Genomic DNA, 18,795 nt, shown 5'->3' with positions numbered 1-18,795 from the left:
AAGGCAAGCTATCATGATTTATTTGAGAGGAAAAAATGCTTTATCAAGAAATAGACAAAGATGATTCTTTAGCTTTACACACTGATTTGTATGAAATTAATATGATGTACACCTACTTCAAAAAGGGGATTGCTGAGCGTAATGCCGTTTTTGAAGTATTTTATCGTAAAGAGCCTTTTGGCAATGGCTATGCTGTTTATGCAGGACTTGAACACATTATTCAATATTTGCAAAACTTGCATTTCAAAGAAAGCGATTTGCAATATTTAAAGGAAACTGAAGACTACGATGATGATTTTATCGATTATTTGCGTAATCTGAAGCTAAAATTGACGATCCGTTCAATGAAAGAAGGAGAATTGGTTTTTGCCAACGAACCAATTCTGCAGGTTGAAGGGCCACTTGCTCAATGTCAGCTGGTTGAAACGATGATCCTGAATGTGATCAATTTTCAAACTTTGCTTGCTACTAAGGCGGCAAGAATCAGGCTCGCTGTTCAAAATGATGGCCTGATGGAATTTGGCTCACGGCGTGCACAAGAAACTGATGCTGCCATTTGGGGTGCTAGAGCTGCATATATTGGCGGCTTTGACTCAACTAGCAATGTTCGTGCCGGCAAGCTTTTTGGCATTCCGATTTCAGGAACCCAGGCTCATTCCTTGGTCGAGGCTTTTGGCAGCGAATATGAAGCCTTTAAGGCTTATGCTGAAACTCATAAGAATTGCGTCTTTTTAGTTGATACTTACGACACCGTTAGAAGCGGTGTGCCGAATGCAATTAAAGTTGCTAACGAAATGGGCGATAAGATCAACTTTTTAGGCGTTAGAATTGATTCCGGCGATATGGCTTATATTTCTAAACAAGTACGCAAGGAATTAGATGATGCCGGTTATCCAAATGCTAAAATTTTTGCTTCTAACGACCTTGATGAATACACAATTACCAACTTGAAGATGCAAGGTGCAAAAATCGACGCTTGGGGCATTGGGACAAAATATATTACCGCCTATGATCAGCCAGCTTTGGGTGCAGTTTATAAACTTGTAGCCATCGAAGATGAATTTCATGCTATGCGGGATACGATGAAGATTTCCTCTAATGCAATCAAGGCTTCAACCCCAGGAAAGAAGCAAGTTTGGCGGATCAGCGCCAATACTGCAAAAAAGAATGAAGGCGACTGGGTCAGTCGAGCAAATGAAGATCCGCGCAAATTTAACGCTTTGTTCATGTTCCATCCACAATATACTTATATCAATAAAGTGGTAACCGATTATACTGCAATTCCGCTTTTGCATGATATTTTTAAGGATGGGCAACTGGTTTACAAGCAGCCAAAACTTAAAGAAATTAAAAAGTTTGTTGCCGATAATTTGGACGGATTATGGGATGAATATAAGCGTAGCTTGAATCCGCAGGAATATCCGGTCGATTTGTCAAAAAACTTGTACGAGAGTAAGATGAACCTAATCCAAGATATTCGTCGTAAGATTAGAGAAAGAAGCTTTGGTCGATGAGAAAATTACAAAAAGAAATTATTGCATATGAACATGTTTTGCCCGAAATTGATCCAAAAAAGGAAATCAGACGTTCAATTGATTTCTTGAAGGACTATTTAAAAGCAAATCCATTTTTAAAATCATACGTTTTGGGTATTTCAGGCGGTCAAGATTCAACTTTGACTGGCAAATTGTGCCAGATGGCCATTGAAGAAATGCGCCAAGAAACCGGCGATGATTCATATCAATTTATCGCTGTCCGTTTGCCTTATGGCGTTCAAGCTGATGCCGATGATGCTGCCGATGCAGTTGCTTTTCAAAAGCCAGACCAAGACTTGATTGTTAATATCAAGGAACCAGTCGACGCTATGGTTAAAGTGCTGGAAGCTGCTGGACAAAAGATTACAGATTTTAATAAAGGCAATATCAAGGCTCGTCAAAGAATGGTTGTTCAATACGCAATCGCTGGTGCTAATAAAGGTGCCGTTGTTGGTACCGACCATGCTGCTGAAAACATCTGTGGTTTTTACACCAAGTATGGTGATGGTGCGGCTGACTTAGCGCCATTGTTCCGTTTGGATAAGCGTCAAGGCAAGATGCTTTTGAAAGAATTGGGCTGCCCAGCTCACCTTTACGAAAAGGCACCAACTGCTGATCTTGAAGAAGACAAACCAGACTTGCCAGATGAAGTTGCCTTAGGCGTAACTTACCGGGATATTGATGATTATTTGGAAGGCAAAGAAGTACCAGAAAAATCAGCTGAGCAAATTGAAAAGCTCTGGAACAAGAGCAAGCATAAGCGTCATTTGCCAGTAACTGTTTTCGATGACTTCTACAAAAAATAAGTTAAATTATACGATTTTTCTTGTGAAACCGTGAAAATTTACTTATAATTAACTTGTTATAAGGGAGTAACAGCAAGTAATTGCGATAAGCCCAACACCCGAAGAAAATCTTCTGGACTTATCTTAATTTGTGAGACTTATATGCTTAGAGCATATAAGTCTCTTTTTTGTTAAGAAGGAGGAAAAATAATTGGCTAAAAACTATTACACCGAGTCAATTCCCGATGTGGAGCAAGAAATGAAAACGTCTCTTGCTGATGGTTTAACTAATGAGCAGGCTAAGCAACGATTAGCTGAATATGGTACGAATGCTTTGGCTGCCAAAAAGAAAAAGAGCATGTTGATGCGTTTTCTTGACCAGTTTAAAGATTTTATGATCATCGTCTTGATCATTGCGGCTATTTTATCTGGAGTAGTTGCTAAAGAATGGGCCGATGCTGCTATTATTATGATTGTTGTTATTTTGAACGCGATTTTGGGCGTCTTCCAAGAAGCACGTTCTGAAGCAGCAATTGAAGCTTTGAAAGAAATGGCAACGCAAAATGCGCATGTACGGCGTGGCGGTGCTATTGTTGAAATCCCAAGTACAGATTTGGTACCTGGCGACCTGGTTTTATTAGAAGCCGGTGACGTGGTTCCAGCCGATCTGCGTTTGGTAAAAGCACATAGCCTGAAGATTGAAGAATCTGCCTTGACTGGTGAATCTGTTCCTGTTGAAAAGAGCGACGAGACCTTGCAAGGAAAATATGTTGCTTTAGGCGATCGAATCAACATGGCTTATTCAAATACCAATGTTACCTACGGACGTGGTGAAGGTGTAGTTGTTCACACTGGAATGAACACTGAAGTTGGTAAGATTGCTACGATGTTAAATAATGCCGATGAAACTGATACTCCTTTGAAAGAAAACTTAAATCAGCTTAGCAAGACTTTAACCATCATGATTTTAGCAATCTGCGTGGTTGTCTTCGTAGTGGGAATGTTCACTAAGCAAGGAACTGAACCAACCAACAAGCTGATGATTGACATGTTTTTAGTTGCCGTTTCACTTGCTGTTGCCGCAATTCCAGAAGGTTTGCCAGCAATTATTACTATTATTTTGGCCCTAGGAACGCAAACGATGGCTAAGCATAAGGCGATCGTAAGAAAATTGCCGGCCATTGAAACATTAGGTGCTACTGACATCATTTGTTCAGATAAGACTGGTACTTTGACTCAAAATCGTATGACGGTAGAAAAAATCTACTATCGTGGCGAGATTCACAGCGCTGATGACGAAATATATGAAGATAATCCGGCACTATTTGCAATGGTACTTGCCAATGATACTAAGATTGAAAATGGTGGCGATCTTTTAGGGGACCCAACTGAAACCTCATTGATTCAATATGCATTTGATCAAAATATTGATGTTGATCAAATGCTTGAAAAATACAAGCGAATCCAAGAAGTGCCATTTGATTCTGAACGTAAACTGATGAGTACCGTTAATAAAGATGGTGATCAATATTTTGTCGCTGTTAAAGGTGCGCCAGATGAGTTATTGAAGCGGGTAACTTCGGTTGCAATCAACGGTGAAGTTACACCAATTTCTGAACAGCAAAGAAAAGACATTTTGCAAACCAACCAGGATATGGCGAAGGAAGCCCTTCGTGTTTTGGGCTTGGCATATAAGCAAATCGACAAGCCATACGATGATCCATCAACCAACAATGTTGAACAAGACTTAATCTTTGCAGGTTTGGTCGGCATGATCGACCCAGAACGTCCAGAAGCAAAGGCTGCCGTTGCAGAAGCTCACAGTGCTGGTATCAGAACCATTATGATTACTGGTGACCATCAAGTTACGGCTCAGGCCATTGCCGAAAGATTAGGCATTCTAGAGCCTGGTCAAGACAAGCGCGTCTTAACTGGTGCCCAGCTGGATGAATTGAGCGATGATTACTTCGTCAAGCACGTCGGTGACTACAGCGTTTATGCAAGAGTATCGCCTGAACATAAAGTAAGAATTGTTAAGGCATGGCAAGCCAATGGTAAGATTGTTGCCATGACCGGTGATGGTGTTAACGATGCACCAAGTCTGAAACAGGCTGATATTGGTATCGGCATGGGGATTACCGGTACCGAAGTTTCTAAAGGTGCCAGTGACATGATTTTAGCTGATGATAATTTCGCCACAATCGTTAAAGCGGTTAAGCAAGGGCGTAAAGTCTTCAGCAATATTCAAAAGGCAATTCTTTACTTGATGAGCTGTAATGTTGGTGAAGTTTTGACAGTCTTTATGATGACGATGCTTGGTTGGGATATTTTGACACCAGTTCAACTTCTTTGGATCAACCTGGTAACTGATACTTTGCCAGCAATTGCCCTTGGGGTTGAGCCAGTTGAAGATGGCATTATGAAGCGCAAGCCACGTGGCCGTAAGTCCAACTTCTTTAGCGGCGGTGTTGCCAGCTCCATTATCTACCAAGGAATTCTTGAAGGTATTTTGGTGCTTGGTGCCTACCAACTAGGACTTCACGTTGGTCCGCATGTTGGTAATGCTGCATTGCAGCATGGGGATGCATTGACGATGGCCTTCTTGACTTTAGGCTTGATTCAGTTGTTCCATGCCATTAATTCTAAGTACATTCATGAATCAATTTTTAGAAAGCATACTTTCTCAAACAAATGGTTTAACTGGGCAATTTTGATTGCTGCCGTGATTATGGCTGCTGTTGAATTGCCGTTTATGACTGGATTCTTTGATGTTACCGAATTAGATGCAGCTCAATGGTGTGTAGTTCTCGGTGCCGGTTTGTGCATGATCGTGATTGTAGAAATCGTAAAGTTCTTCCAAAGAAGAGAGCAGCGTTAATTTAGTTGCAAGTAAATAAGAGGTGGATAATTTGTCTGCCTCTTATTTTTTTACTGATAAAATAGTATGATGGTAAATAGGTCTGAAGAATCAGTAAAGATTCTTATTTGAGATAGTTAATTTATTAATGTCTGCTAAAATATACCAATAAAGTAAAAGAAAATTAGTGAGATTATGAAAAGTTTGCTTTTTCGCGTCTATCTTTGCTTAATGAAGATTTTCGCTTATTTTAATCCGATTCAGCCGAATGAAGTGGTCATCTTGAATGGTGCTGGGCGATCAGGTTCTAATGGCTATTTGTTCTACAAATATTTGCAGCTCAACCATCCAGAGTATCAGGTAACTCTGGTTGAGCCTTGGCCTTCTTCTCATCTAGATCGTATGACCTGGAAAAAGATTGGCTCTGCTCGCTATATCGTTACGACCCACCAGCCTTTTAAAGTGAAAAAGGGGCAGCTGAATATTCAATTGTGGCACGGTGTTCCATTGAAGCGCATGGGTATTATGGCCAATAATACGAGAAGAAAAGACAACTGTCGCAATGAAAAATTGTGGCATAAATATGCCGATATTGTGGCTTCTAATTCTGATTTGTATGAAACTTTGATGAGTGCTTGCATCGCTGTTGAGGGCAAGAAATATCATAAGGTTGGTTTCCCAAGACTTGATTATTTGCAAAAGCCCATTATTACTAAAGAAGAATTGCTGCAAGACCTGTTTCATCAAACAGATGCTGAGGCGCAGATCGGCATCTATATGCCAACTTTTAGGTACGAATTAGATGATCCCAAGATTATGGCGCAAATTAAGGCGGGTAACTTTTTTGCATTCGCTGATTTTGATGTCGCACAGTTAAACGCGGCATTAAAGGAAAGGCACCAATATTTGATCGTTAAATTGCATCCGTATGAAATGCGCATGTTTGCTGACTTTTCAAGCAAGTACTCCAACATTGCCTTTTTAAATAATGATTATTTATTTGATCACAACTATGATCTGTATGAATTATTGGGCGATACGGACTTTTTGCTAACGGATTTTTCATCAATCTATTTTGATTATCTTCTTTTGAACAATCCGATTATCTTTGTCACTAATTTTCTTAAACAATATGAAAAAACACGTGGTTTATTGCTCAGCCCATATGAGGAAATAACGCCAGGAATTAAAGTTAATTCACAAGCTCAGCTGCTTGAAGCTCTGAAGGAACCAGATAATCAGCAGATTAGGGATCGTCGTTTGTATTGGCTGCATTTAACACAAGAGGTTAAGGGCGAAAACTACTGTGAAAAATTATTTGCCTGCATGACAAAAGTTAACTAGGTGAAACGTTTTGAAAAGAACATTTTTAAATATCGTTTACAACGCAGTTTATCAAATCTTTTTGGTTTTGGTACCATTAATCACGGTACCTTATTTGTCACGGGTTTTAGGGCCTAAAACCTATGGTATTTATAGCAGCGTTAATAATACGATGCAATTTTTGATGGTCTTTTGTACCTTGTCAGTGTCCTATATTGGTATGCGGACGATCTCACGGACGTGGGTTTATGGTACGCCACAGGACTTGACTGATGCCTTTTGGGGCTTATGGTATTTTCAAGGCATTGCTGGTTTAGTGACGATTATCATTGTTTTGGCAATCACTAATCTTTTCCACATTCAATATTGGAACTACATTATTTTGATGGCACCATATTTGATTTCTGCACAAGTGGATATCTCTTGGTTCTTCCAAGGTTTAGCAGATTTCGGGCGCGTCGTTCTTAAAAATACTGCTGTTAAGCTGGTTAGCGTTGTTTTGATTTTGCTTTGGGTAAAATCACCAGGCGACTTGTGGAAATATTTGTTGATTATGTCTGTTTCCACAATGTTGGGCTCCTTTGTTTTTTGGTTTGATATCCACAAATATGTGGGTAAACCTGTGGCTCATTTTTATAAATATCGGACAACTATCAGATCAATTATCACGCTGCTGATTCCTCAAATTGCTACGCAGATCTATACTTCGCTAGATAAGCCAATTTTGGGTATCTTTCAGAATTCAACGCAAGTTGCCTATTATGATAATTCACAACGAATTTCGAATATGATTTTGGGAGTAATTACCAGTATTTCGTTGGTTATCATGCCTAAAATGGCAAGTGAAGGCAAAAAAACGCAGCAGGTTGTTTTGAAAAAGTCGTTAGAGGCTACGGTCATGCTGGGAACTTTGTTTTCAGTAATTATCATGGCTAATACCAAGCAATTTGTACCATTTTTCTTTGGTCAAAAATATACTCCAATGACGCCGCTGATGTTTTTCTTTACGTTGACGATTATTATGATTCCAACTGGTGGGGTTTTTGCCAACCAATTTGCCTTAGCCAACCATCGCGATAAAGATTATGCACTGCCAGTAATTATTGGTGCTATTTTAGAAGTGGTTCTGAGCTTTTTGCTGGACCGGCCATATGGTGCGGCAGGTGCTATGGTGGCAATTTTAATCACCGAGTTTATTGTGTTATTGCTTCGCTTGTGGATTGTTCGCGATGGCTATGACTTTAAGTATTCGTTCAAGGACATTCCGAAGTACTTTTTAATTGCCATTGTTACTTTGGCAATTGGCTTATTGATGCCAAATCTGATTAACTCTGCCTTTATCAATATGGCAGTTAAATCGATCATCATGTTTGCTATCTATTTGGCATTGATGTTTATTATGAAATTAGACTTTAATCAAGATTTGATCGCACTAGTTAAGAAATTTTTGAAGCGAGGATAACGATGATTCCAAAAATCATTCATTACGTTTGGGTAGGTGGCAATCCTAAGCCCAAGAACATTCAGCGCTGCATGAAGACCTGGCAAAATCATTTGCAGGATTACAAGATTGTTGAATGGAATGAAGACAATTTTGATATTCATGAAAATAAATATGTCGAACAAGCCTATAAAGCAAAAAAATGGGCTTTTGTATCTGACTATATTCGGGCAAAAGCAATTTATGAACAAGGCGGAATATATCTGGATACCGATGTTCTGGTGCTCGACAATTTGGAAAGCTTGCTTGATAATCATGCTTTTGTCGGCTTTGAAAATAAAGAGAATCCGTTCACGGCTGTTTTTGGTGCTGAAAAACATCATCCATTGCTCAAGGACATGCTGGCTTATTATGATGATCGCAATTTCGAATTTGACAGCAAGGATCAAATGGCTGGCGTCAACACCGTTTCAGTCTCTGATATTTTGAAAGAAAAATACGGTGCCAAGCCGAACAATCAAGAACAAATGCTGGAAACCGGCATCCATGTATATCCAGATGGCGTTTTATGCAATCCTTCAGAGGATTCAAAGACTATTCACGTCTTTACTGGAACCTGGATGGAAGGAGAAAAGCCGCTGAAACGCAAAATTGTGACGGCTTTGAAGGTTAGAATCAAGACCAAACGTCAGGCCGCTTTGTATGCTAAATATATTCGAAGCTAATGAATGAAGAAGAACTGCAAAAATTAGTTGAACAAATATCGCTGCAATCCTTCGGCCGGCCATTTTTACACCTAATAAAAATTAATCGGCGTATGACTACAACCGGTGGCCGCTACCATTTGGACGATCATCATCTTGAATTTAATGCTCACTTTTTAACGCCAGACCATTATTCTAATTTAGTTGGCATTATCAAGCATGAGTTATGTCACTATCATTTGCATTTATTAGGTCTGGGCTATCAGCATCGTGATCATGATTTTAAAGTTTTGCTTAAACGGGTAGGTGGCAGTCGCTATGCGCCTGACATTGGTTTAAGAAAGACCAGAAAACGCCATTATCTGTATGTTTGTCAAAACTGCGGTTTGCAATATCCGCGCGTGCGCCGTCTTAATACGCGCAGGTATCGCTGCGGTCGTTGCCACGGTAAATTGAAGCTGGTAAAAAAATGAATAAATTTTAATATTTCCTTGCGTGATTCTGCTTTTTGGGTTAATATAATTAAGTACCGCGGGCGTGGCGGAATGGCAGACGCGCAAGACTAAGGATCTTGTGATCGCTTTAGATCGTGGAAGTTCGAGTCTTCTCGCCCGCACCAATAAGAAGTCGCTGATGAGCGGCTTCTTTTTTTATATTAATAATTAACAAATATTTTCTTTTATTTTGAAGAGTTTATACTTTATTTAATAACAGATCTGAAGAAAAGACAGGAAATTATATGGCAAAAAAACGCAAAAAACATCGAATTTCCAAAAGCATGGGAATTATTTTAAGAACATTTTTAATTCTGGTTGTTTTACTGGTCGCCTTCGTCTGCTTTAGATATTATCGGCGGCAAGTTTTGCAGTCTCAACAAATAAGACAAGAGCAGGTGCAAAAGCAGCAGGAACAAGCAAGGCTTTTGCGTCAGCGAAAAGCTTTTATCAAAAAAATAGGGCCAATTGCTAAAGAAGTCGATAAATCATATGATTTGCTTCCAAGCATTACGATTGCTCAGGCTTGTCTAGAAAGCAATTACGGTCAAAGCGATTTATCGCAGAAATACAACAATCTGTTTGGCATTAAAGGAACCAATCCTAATACTTCTGTTGTTTTGGTTACAAAAGAATACGTCAAAGGCAAGTGGGTGAACGTTAAAGCGCGCTTTCAAATTTATGATTCCTGCGAGGCTTCAATTCGAGCTCATGCGCGTTTATTCCAGAATGGGACCACTTGGAATCACAAGCAGTACAAGCATGTTTTAGCTGCTAAAAATTACAAGCAGCAGGCCAAGGAACTGGTTACTGATGGCTACGCTACAGATCCAAATTATGCTGCTAAATTGGTGAGCCTGATTGAGCAGTATAACTTGCAAAAATATGATAAGTAAAAGCGTTAATGATTGAGTCTGGAACATTTGTTTCAAGCTCTTTTTCTTTGTTATAATATTAGGGCTATATTTTCTTAAATAATTTTTGTGAAGGGAATCAGGATGAGCGAAGAATCAATTTTAGCTGGATTAAATCCGCAACAAAAGCAAGCTGTTGAAACCACGGAAGGTCCATTACTAGTAGTTGCTGGTGCCGGATCGGGAAAGACTTCGGTTTTGACGCGCCGGATTGCGTATTTAGTTGAAAAAAACAATGTTAATCCCTGGAATATTTTGGCGATTACTTTTACCAACAAGGCAGCCAATGAAATGCGCGAACGTGAACAAAAACTGCTTGGCCCAGCAGCTGAGAGTATTTGGATGTCTACTTTCCACGCTTTATGCGTTCGGATTTTGCGGCGAGATGCTGATAAGATCAACTACAGTCATAATTTTTCAATTGCAGATTCAGCCGAACAGCTTACGCTGGTTAAGCATATTGAAAAGGATCTCAACATCAACCCCAAGATGTATGATCCGCGTAGAATTTTATCCGCGATTTCCAATGGCAAGAATGATTTATTGACGCCAGAAGCTTTTGCAATGAGTGCTTCTTCTCCCTTTGAAAAAATGGTTGCCAAGATCTATCAAGAATACCAAAAACGGCTCAGACGCGATCAAATTATGGACTTTGACGATTTGATCATGCAGACGCTGGTTTTGTTTAAAAAAGATAAGGAAACTTTGCATTATTATCAAAACAAGTTTCGCTACATTTTGGTGGATGAGTACCAGGATACGAACCAAGCACAATATGAGTTGACCCATGCCTTGGCTGCTCAATATAAAAATATTTGCGTTGTTGGGGATGCCGATCAGTCAATTTATGGCTGGCGTGGTGCCAATATGGAAAACATCATGAACTTTGAGTCCGACTATAAAAACGATGGCGTGCGTACGGTCAAGTTGGAACAAAATTACCGCTCAACCGGTCACATTTTGTCAGCTGCCAATTCTGTCATCAAAAACAATCAAAACCGCAAGTCCAAAAATTTATGGACTGATCGCGGTGAAGGCAAAAAGGTAACCTACTATAAAGCTCAAAGCGGTGATGATGAAGCTCACTACATTATTTCTAAAATTCAAGAAGAAGTTAAAGATCAAAAGCGCAGCTACAAAGATTTTGCCGTTCTTTACCGGACCAATGCTCAATCGCGTACGGTCGAAGAAGCTTTCGTGAAGTCAAATGTACCGTATCAAATTGTCGGCGGTCATAAATTCTATGATCGAAAAGAAATCAAAGATGTTATGAGCTATTTGAAATTAGTTTCTAATCCGGCTGATACCATGAGTTTAAACCGCATTATCAATACCCCTAAGCGTGGAATTGGTGCGGCAACAGTTGATAAGTTATTGGCTTTTGCAAATGAAAACAATTTGAATGCCCTGCAAGCAATGGATCAAGTGGGGACGTCCACTATTTCAAATCGAGCTGCGCAAAAATTGAGTGACTTTGCTGCTAAATTGCATGATGCCATTAATTTTGCCAAAGATCACAGTGTTACTGGCTTGACTGAAAAGATTTTGGATGATTTCGATTACACCAGCGCGTTAAAGGCCGAACATAATATTGATGCTGATACGCGTTTGGAAAACTTGGATGAATTCTTGTCAGTAACCAAGAGATTTGATGATCATTATGAAGCTGAAGATGATGATTCCGATCAATTAAGCGACTTTTTAGCAGAAGTATCATTATTGAGTGATCAAGATGACTTAGACGATGATGATAATCAAGTTGCATTGATGACTTTGCATGCTGCCAAAGGTTTGGAATTTCCGGTTGTCTTTTTAATTGGAATGGAAGATGGACTTTTCCCATTATCACGATCAATGATGGATGAAAGTCAATTGGAAGAAGAACGCCGGTTGGCTTACGTTGGAATCACTAGAGCAAAGCAAGAACTGTATCTGACTAATGCTTACTCTAGGATGATGTATGGCCGAATTCAGAACAATCCGCCTTCAAGATTTTTAGCTGAAATCGACGCTAAAGATCTGAATGTTGAAAATCCTAATGCTGGCAATACCTTTATTGGTCAAAGCTACTTTCAAGCACAAACTGCACCATTTGCTCGCAATGATGAACGTGCACGGGCACAGGTGTACACAACTGCTAAAAAGGCTTCAGGAGCAGTTGGAGCTGAAAAGAAAGGCTGGCATGTTGGCGATCAGGTAGAACATAAAGCTTGGGGCCGCGGAGTTGTTATGAAGGTCAACGGCGAAGGCGAAGACATGGAACTTGATATTGCTTTTGCAAACAAGGGCGTTAAACGGCTGCTAGCGGCTTTTGCACCAATCAAAAAGGTATAATAAAAGCTAAGGTTGATTTTTTATAGGGAGGAAAAATAATGGCTGATATAACTCTTGATCAAGCTAAAACCGAAGCTGCGGCTTTGCGTAAGCAGCTGGACGAATGGGCTGAGGCTTACTACTCAAAAGACGCGCCTGAAGTTGAAGACAACGTTTACGATCAAAAATACAATCGTCTGCTTGAACTAGAAAAAGATTTTCCTGAATTGGTAACCCCGGACTCAATTACTCAAAGAGTCGGCGGAAAAATTGACACGAAATTTACTAAAGTAGTACACCCGATTCCAATGCTTTCAATGGGTGATGTTTTTTCAAAAGAAGAGTTAAGAGAATTTGATCAGCGAATTCAAAAGCAAGTAGGTCATCCGGTAGCTTACAATGTTGAATTAAAAATCGATGGCTTGTCATTGTCGCTTGAATATCAAAATGGGCGTTTGATGCGGGCATCAACCAGAGGAAATGGTCAAGTCGGTGAGGATGTTACTGCTAATGCGCGCTTTATTCGCGATATTCCTCAAACTTTGCCAAAGCCGTTAACAATTGAAGTGCGTGGCGAATGCTACATGAGTAAAGAAGCTTTTGCCAAATTAAATGCAGAGCGGGATGAAAACGGCAAAGAAGTTTTTGCCAATCCGCGGAATGCAGCGGCTGGCTCACTTCGGCAATTAGATGCCGAAGTTACAAAAAAGCGGGATTTAAGCACCTTTATTTATACTTGGGTAAATCCGCCTGAGGGCATTACTAGTCAGCATCAGGCGATCGAAGAAATGCATAAATTGGGTTTTCACACCAATCAAACTGGTCGCAAGCTAGAAACATTAGATGAAATCTTTGACTTTATTGATGAATACACGGCCAAGCGTGATAGCCTACCCTATTGTATTGATGGGATCGTTCTTAAGGTTGATGATCTTGGCATTGAGCAGGAATTAGGCAGCACCGTTAAAGTTCCACGTTGGGAAATTGCTTATAAGTTTCCACCTGAAGAACAAGAAACAGTAGTGCGTGATATCGAATGGACCGTGGGCCGCACCGGTGTAGTGACGCCGACAGCGGTGATGGATCCAGTTCAACTAGCGGGAACAACGGTTGCGCGTGCGGTTTTGCACAATCCTGATTTATTAAAAGAAAAAGATGTCAGAATTGGCGATACCGTTAAGTTGCACAAGGCTGGTGACATTATTCCTGAAATTTCCGAAGTTGTTTTGTCCAAGCGCCCGGCCGACTCTAAGCCGTATGAAATTCCAACAACTTGTCCTTCTTGTGGGCAAAAATTGGTTCACTTAAAGGGTGAAGTAGCCTTGCGGTGCATAAATCCATCTTGTCCAGCTCAATTAGAAGAGGGCATTATCCACTTTGCGTCAAGACAGGCGATGAACATTGCCGGTCTAGGACCTAAAATCGTCAAGCAACTGATTGCCAAAGATTTGGTTCATAATGTTGCTGACTTGTATCATTTGACTCCAGATGATTTAATGCAGCTCGATCACTTTAAGGAAAAATCGATTAATAATCTTTTGACAGCGATTGATAAGTCAAAGCAAAATTCAGTTGAATTATTGTTGACCGGATTGGGGATTGACCATGTTGGAGCAAAGGCTGCTCGCTTAATTTCGCAAAAGTTTAAAAATCTTCCTAAGATTATGGCCGCAGACGTGCAAGAAGTTGCAGCAATCGATACAATAGGACCGACGATTGCCGAAAGTTTAACAACCTATTTTGCTCAGCCAGCTGTTCAAAAATTAATTGAAGAGCTTGAAGAGAGTGGCCTGAACATGGATTATCTCGGTCAAGATGAGACGGAAGCCGAAATAGCCGACAATTTCTTTAAGAATAAAACGGTTGTATTAACAGGTAAATTAGCGCATTATACACGAAGTGAATTTACCAAGCGGCTGCAATCTTTAGGAGCCAAAGTAACTGGATCTGTTTCTCATAAAACTGACTATGTCATTTATGGCAAGGATGCTGGTTCCAAGTTTACCAAAGCTCAAAGTTTAGGCGTACCAACCTTGACCGAAGAAGAAGCAATTGCACAAATTAAGTAAAGGAAACACTAATTGTGAAAAGATATTTGCAAGTTTTAGCCCTTGCAGGGGCGATAGTTACCTTAAGCGGTTGTGGCAATTTAAAGAATTCAAGTTTAGCCAATAATGCAACAACTACTAGTAATACAAAAAAGAAGACAAATCAAACGACCAATACAGGTAAAAACGGTTATACGGTATTGCTGAAAAATGGTACCTACCAAGTGTCACCAATTGACGGTTTAACGGCAACTGATAACGATAATTCCGTTGATACGCGCGAACTGGAACGGGGATTGGTTAATATTTCTAAAACGACTTACCCAACTAGTTCATATACTTTCCAAGAAGGTCAATACTTGGACGCTTCCACTGTCACCGACTGGCTGGCACGTAAATCCAAGAACAATCCAGCTGGTTTAAATCCGACAGCTGGTACGAAGAAACACTATAATCCGTATTACCTTGAAGAAATAGTCGAGCAGGATTATTTAACTGGTTCTGGCTCAAAATACAGCTTGGGTGGAATCAGCCTTGGCCTTGCGATGAATTCCGTTGATTATTACACCAAGACCAAAAACGGCGCAGAATATTCAGTGACTATTTCGCGCAGCAAACAAAGAAGCGAAGGTATCAAAATGGCTAATGAAATAATTAGCCGTTTGCGCAAGAAGAAGGCGTTGAAGAATGTTCCAATTACGATTGGCTTGTTCTCCAGTACCTCAAAAGACTCTTTAGTTGGAGGAAGTTATTTTGCTTACGGGACAGCTAGCGCTAATAGTAGTAAAATAACTAAATGGAAATCAATTTCGGAAAAAACACAAGTTTTACCGACAGTTGGTGGTGCTAAAGCTGTAAGTAGCAGCGATGCTTCAAGCTTCAGTAGTTTTAAGACATCAGTTCAAAATTACTTCCCTAATATTAGTGGGGTAACGGCAACTTTGCGTTATGAAAATGGCAAGTTGACGCAAGAAAATATTTCAATTACTACTCAGTTTTATGGCTATGAACAAATTCAAAGCTTTACACGTTTGGTTTTGTCACAAGCCAAGAAATATTTGTCTAATGACACGGCCATCGAAATTCAGATTGGTTCTGTCAATGATGTTCAAGCATTGATTGCAAAAGAAACAGCAGATAGTAGTTATCAAGTCCACATTTATGGCGGCGAATAGGAGGCATTTGAGTGAAAATCACAGAAGATACGGTTAAACACGTTGCTACACTTTCAAGACTTGAATTTGGCGACGATGAAATCGGTAAATTTACTGAACAAATGGGTTCGATCATTAACATGGCCAGTCAACTTCAAGAAGTTGATACTGAAGGTGTTGATGAAACTGTTCAAGTTGTTGATCGTGATACTGTCTTTAGAGAAGACAAACCTGAACATTGGCAAGGTGAAGATCGCGAAACTTTAATGAAAAATGTTCCTGAAAAAGCTAATGGCTTCATTAAGGTTCCTGTAATTATTGAGAAGGACGATAACGAGTAATGAATTACTTAAACGAAACTATTGACTCATTAAACAAAAAACTTGCCAGTGGTGAAATTTCAGCAGATCAATTAGCAAAAGATACTGTTGCAAACATTAAAGATACTGACAAGAAGTTAAATGCTTGGATCACTGTTGAAGATGATGCCAAGCCAGCTGAAAATCTTGATTTTTCAAAGAGCAAGTTAGCTGGTATTCCAATCGGAATTAAGGACAATATTGTTACCAATGGTGTGAAAACCACTGCAGCAAGTCATATTTTGGATAACTTTATGCCAATGTATGATGCAACTGTTATCAGCAAATTAAAGGCTGCACAAGCAACCTTTGTCGGTAAGACCAACATGGATGAATTTGCGATGGGTTCATCAACTGAACATTCATACTTTGGTGCTACCCATAACCCATGGAACTTGGACAAGGTTCCTGGTGGTTCATCCGGTGGTTCTGCAGCTGCAGTTGCTAGTGGTCAAGTTGTTGCTGCTCTTGGTTCAGATACTGGTGGTTCAATTCGTCAACCATCCGCATTTAATGGTATTTTCGGAATTAAGCCAACTTATGGTCGTGTATCACGTTGGGGCTTGATTGCCTTCAGTTCATCACTTGATCAAATCGGTGTTATGAGCAAGCGTGTAAAAGACTCAGCTGAAGTTCTTAATGTCATTGCTGGTGCTGACGAACATGATTCTACTGTTTCTACTCGTGAAGTACCTGACTTTACCAAGTTTATCGGTCAAGATGTCAAAGGCCTTCGCGTTGCTGTACCAAAGGAATACATGGATGCTGTTGATGGTGATATGCGTGAAGCTATTCAAAAGCAAATCGATCTTTTAAAGGAAAATGGTGCAATCATCACCGAAGTTTCATTGCCACATACTAAGTATGTAGTTCCAACCTACTACATCATTGCTTCAAGTGAAGCTTCTTCAAACCTTCAAAGATATGATGGTATTCGTTATGGCTACCGTGCTAAGGACACTAAGAACTTGCTTGACGTTTATGTAAAATCACGTTCAGAAGGTTTCGGTACAGAAGTTAAGCGCCGGATCATGTTAGGTTCATTTGCTCTTTCAGCTGGTTCATACGATAAGTTCTTCAGACAAGCTGCTAAGGTTAGAACTTTGATCTGCAACGACTTTGATAAGATTTTTGAAAACAATGATGTCATTGTAGGGCCTGTAACCACTACTCCAGCATTTGGTATTGGTGAAGAAGTTTCAGACCCAGTTAAGATGTACAACAATGATATCTTGACTATTTCTGCAAACTTAGCAGGTATTCCTGCAGCTAGTGTTCCGGCTGGTTTAGTTGATGGTATGCCTGTCGGCTTACAAATTATGGCTAAGCGTTTTGATGAAGGCAATGTCTTCAAGACTGCTGACTTTGTTGAACGCAACAACAAGTTTTATGAAAAAAGACCAACTGGAATGGAGGATTAATTGAATGAATTTTAAATCGACTATCGGACTAGAAGTCCACTTCGAATTAAAGACCAAGAGTAAGATTTTCTCACCTTCACCAGTAACTTATGGTGCCAAGCCTAACACCGAAACTAACGTTATCGATTGGGCTATGCCTGGTGTCTTACCAATGGTTAACAAGAATGTTTACCGGTTAGGAATTATGGTAGCATTGGCAACTCACGCTCACATTTTGCCAACTACTCACTTTGACCGTAAGAACTACTTCTACCCAGATAACCCAAAGGCTTACCAGATTACTCAGTTCTTCCAACCACTTGCTCGTGACGGCTACATTGACGTAGAAGTTCACGGAAAGAAGAAGCGGATCGGTATTCACGAAATGCACATCGAAGAGGATGCCGGTAAGATCACTCACGGTACTAATGGATTTTCATATGTTGACTTGAACCGTCAAGGTGTTCCACTTCTTGAAGTTGTTTCTGAACCAGACATGACTGATCCAGATGAAGCATATGCATACCTTAAAAAATTACGTAAGATTGTCCAGTTTACTGGTGCATCTGACGTTAAGATGGAAGAAGGTTCAATGCGTGTCGACACCAACATTTCTATTCGTCCAGCTGGACAAAAGGAACTTGGTACCAAGGTCGAAATGAAGAACTTGAACTCATTTGATCACGTTCGTCGTTCTCTTGCATACGAAGAAAAGCGTCAAGAACAAGTTCTTCTGTCAGGTGGTCACGTTCAACTTTCAACTCGTCGTTTTGATGAAGCAACAGGCAAGACTGTTTTGGAACGTGTTAAGGAAGGTGCTTCTGATTACCGTTACTTCCCAGAACCTGATATTGCTCCTGATCATATTAGTCAAGACTGGATTGACGAAATCGCTAAAGAATTGCCTAAGTCAGCCTTTGAACGCTACGATGACTACGTTAACAAGTTTGGCATTAAGCCTTATGATGCTCACGTTTTGCTTCAAACCAAGGAAAGCTCAGACTTCTTCGATGCTGCTGTAGCTGCTGGCGCAGATCCAACTATGGCTGCAAACTGGATGAACACGCAAGTTAACGGTTATTTGAATGATAACCGCGTAACTTTGGCTGATATTAAGTTGACGCCAGAAAACTTGGCAGCAATGATCAAATTGATCAAAGATGGTACTATTTCATCCAAGATTGCCAAGAAAGTCTTTGCTGAAACTGTTAAGAACGGTACTGATCCTAAGAAGTATGTTGAAGAAAAAGGCATGGTTCAATTATCAGACCTTTCGGTTTTGGAACCAATGGTTAAGAAGGTTGTTGATGATAACCCACAATCTGTTGAAGACTTCAAGAATGGTAAGGACCGTGCAATTGGATTCTTAGTTGGTCAGATCATGAAGCAAACTCGTGGTAAGGCTAACCCAAAGGTTGTTAACAAGCTTTTGAACAAAGAATTAGCAAGTCGTTAATTTAATTCTAGA

General features: G+C 40.0%; 14 protein-coding genes and 1 tRNA gene. All 15 read left to right on the top strand.

The genetic code is table 11. The features are described from left to right. Positions 1 to 35 precede the first annotated feature (35 nt). Complete coding sequence (locus D0Z64_RS05490; protein ID WP_080881649.1) at positions 36 to 1,514, top strand: nicotinate phosphoribosyltransferase; 1,479 nt, start codon at positions 36 to 38, stop codon at positions 1,512 to 1,514. After that, complete coding sequence (gene nadE, locus D0Z64_RS05485) at positions 1,511 to 2,341, top strand: ammonia-dependent NAD(+) synthetase (RefSeq protein ID WP_006352767.1); 831 nt, start codon at positions 1,511 to 1,513, stop codon at positions 2,339 to 2,341. Before D0Z64_RS05490 ends, nadE begins: the two co-directional genes overlap by 4 nt. A 190-nt stretch (positions 2,342 to 2,531) precedes the next feature. Continuing rightward, positions 2,532 to 5,198 carry a calcium-translocating P-type ATPase, PMCA-type gene (locus tag D0Z64_RS05480; protein ID WP_080881647.1) on the top strand — a complete coding sequence of 889 codons (2,667 nt, stop codon included), beginning with the start codon at positions 2,532 to 2,534 and terminating at the stop codon, positions 5,196 to 5,198. A gap of 174 nt (positions 5,199 to 5,372) precedes the next feature. Further along, positions 5,373 to 6,521, top strand: a complete 1,149-nt coding sequence (locus D0Z64_RS05475; RefSeq protein WP_080881646.1) for a CDP-glycerol glycerophosphotransferase family protein — start codon at positions 5,373 to 5,375, stop codon at positions 6,519 to 6,521. Between the two features lie 10 nt (positions 6,522 to 6,531). Next, positions 6,532 to 7,962, top strand: coding sequence for an oligosaccharide flippase family protein (locus D0Z64_RS05470; protein WP_080881645.1), 1,431 nt, complete (start codon positions 6,532 to 6,534; stop codon positions 7,960 to 7,962). Positions 7,963 to 7,964: 2 nt separating this feature from the next. After that, complete coding sequence (locus D0Z64_RS05465; protein ID WP_006352762.1) at positions 7,965 to 8,666, top strand: glycosyltransferase family 32 protein; 702 nt, start codon at positions 7,965 to 7,967, stop codon at positions 8,664 to 8,666. Further along, complete coding sequence (locus tag D0Z64_RS05460) at positions 8,666 to 9,118, top strand: SprT family protein (protein WP_006352761.1); 453 nt, start codon at positions 8,666 to 8,668, stop codon at positions 9,116 to 9,118. Before D0Z64_RS05465 ends, D0Z64_RS05460 begins: the two co-directional genes overlap by 1 nt. Positions 9,119 to 9,176: 58 nt before the next feature. Beyond that, positions 9,177 to 9,264: transfer RNA gene (locus tag D0Z64_RS05455), tRNA-Leu, on the top strand. A 120-nt stretch (positions 9,265 to 9,384) separates the two neighbouring features. Beyond that, positions 9,385 to 10,035 (top strand): glycoside hydrolase family 73 protein, encoded by a 651-nt coding sequence (locus tag D0Z64_RS05450; protein ID WP_080881644.1) that lies wholly within the window; start codon positions 9,385 to 9,387, stop codon positions 10,033 to 10,035. Between the two features lie 102 nt (positions 10,036 to 10,137). Then, entirely contained in the window at positions 10,138 to 12,387 is a 2,250-nt protein-coding gene (pcrA, locus tag D0Z64_RS05445; protein ID WP_127345717.1) for a DNA helicase PcrA, read from the top strand. Between the two features lie 38 nt (positions 12,388 to 12,425). After that, a complete protein-coding gene (ligA, locus tag D0Z64_RS05440; RefSeq protein WP_127345716.1) occupies positions 12,426 to 14,435 on the top strand; it encodes an NAD-dependent DNA ligase LigA in 2,010 nt (669 codons plus the stop codon). Positions 14,436 to 14,449: 14 nt separating this feature from the next. Beyond that, a complete protein-coding gene (locus D0Z64_RS05435) occupies positions 14,450 to 15,589 on the top strand; it encodes a CamS family sex pheromone protein (protein WP_127345715.1) in 1,140 nt (379 codons plus the stop codon). An 11-nt stretch (positions 15,590 to 15,600) separates the two neighbouring features. Then, positions 15,601 to 15,909 (top strand): Asp-tRNA(Asn)/Glu-tRNA(Gln) amidotransferase subunit GatC, encoded by a 309-nt coding sequence (gene gatC, locus D0Z64_RS05430; RefSeq protein ID WP_006352756.1) that lies wholly within the window; start codon positions 15,601 to 15,603, stop codon positions 15,907 to 15,909. Next, positions 15,909 to 17,348: an Asp-tRNA(Asn)/Glu-tRNA(Gln) amidotransferase subunit GatA gene (gene gatA / locus D0Z64_RS05425; protein ID WP_080881640.1), complete on the top strand. Its 1,440-nt coding sequence runs from the start codon at positions 15,909 to 15,911 to the stop codon at positions 17,346 to 17,348. The genes gatC and gatA overlap by 1 nt, the downstream gene beginning before the upstream one ends. 4 nt (positions 17,349 to 17,352) lie before the next feature. Further along, positions 17,353 to 18,783: an Asp-tRNA(Asn)/Glu-tRNA(Gln) amidotransferase subunit GatB gene (gene gatB, locus D0Z64_RS05420; protein ID WP_006352754.1), complete on the top strand. Its 1,431-nt coding sequence runs from the start codon at positions 17,353 to 17,355 to the stop codon at positions 18,781 to 18,783. Positions 18,784 to 18,795 lie beyond the last annotated feature (12 nt).

It is taken from the genome of Lactobacillus amylolyticus (assembly GCF_003999355.1).
Classification (GTDB): Bacteria; Bacillota; Bacilli; order Lactobacillales; family Lactobacillaceae; genus Lactobacillus; species Lactobacillus amylolyticus.
The sequence above is the reverse complement of the archived record's forward strand: the minus strand, read 5'-3'. Positions and strand labels throughout refer to the sequence as shown.